At 40.2% G+C, this 762-nt stretch carries 1 protein-coding gene; it reads right to left on the bottom strand.

The window, feature by feature from the left end:
* Nucleotides 1-120 precede the first annotated feature (120 nt).
* Nucleotides 121-732, bottom strand: coding sequence for a nitroreductase family protein (locus CXF58_RS01215; RefSeq protein WP_102076326.1), 612 nt, complete (start codon nucleotides 730-732; stop codon nucleotides 121-123).
* Nucleotides 733-762: the final 30 nt, after the last annotated feature.

Raw genomic sequence — 762 nt, 5'->3', positions numbered from 1 at the left:
ATAAATGGTATTTAATACTGCTACTATTTTAACTTTTCCGTTTAACACAGTTGAAAAAGCGCCACCCAATAATCCATTGAGTGGCGCTCTTTCTAGTTGTTAGCTATTTTAAAAAATAGCTTATTTACCAAATACTTTCATACGCTCTTCGAGAGGCTTAAATTCCTTGTCGCCTGCGGGTTGTTCGATAGCGCCAAATACCAATTGCGCGTTCATCTTCCAATGCTCATCGATATTCCACTCTTCAGCGACTTTTTTGTCGATAATAGGATTGTAATGCTGTAAGTTGGCGCCGACATCAATACTGGCTAACGCCGTCCAAATAATGTACTGGTGCATCGCATTGGTTTGGTGCGCCCAAATTGGAAATTTGTCTGCATACAAAGGTGCAGCAGCTTGCATGTCTCTGACGACGCTATGATCTTCAAAAAACAAGATAGTACCAGCACCTGCTTTAAAGCCATCCATTTTTTGCTTGGTCGCTGCAAATTGCTCTTCGTTATCGACGATATCGCGTAGGGTATCTTCGGTTAATTGCCAAAGCTTGTTATGGTCGTCACCAAACAAAACAGCGATACGCGTTGATTGCGAGTTAAATGACGATGGCGTATGTAAAACCGCATGTTCAACCAACTTGACGATTTCATCATTTGAAACGGGTAATTGATCGCTCAAAGCATAAACTGAACGACGTTTTTCTGCCAATTTCTCTAATGTTTTTAGGTCGGACATAATTTTCTCCATATTATTTATTAGGAATAT

The sequence above is a fragment of the Psychrobacter sp. Sarcosine-02u-2 genome, from assembly GCF_002836335.1.
GTDB classification, from domain to species: Bacteria; Pseudomonadota; Gammaproteobacteria; order Pseudomonadales; family Moraxellaceae; genus Psychrobacter; species Psychrobacter faecalis.
This window is presented reverse-complemented; position numbering and strand designations above follow the sequence as displayed.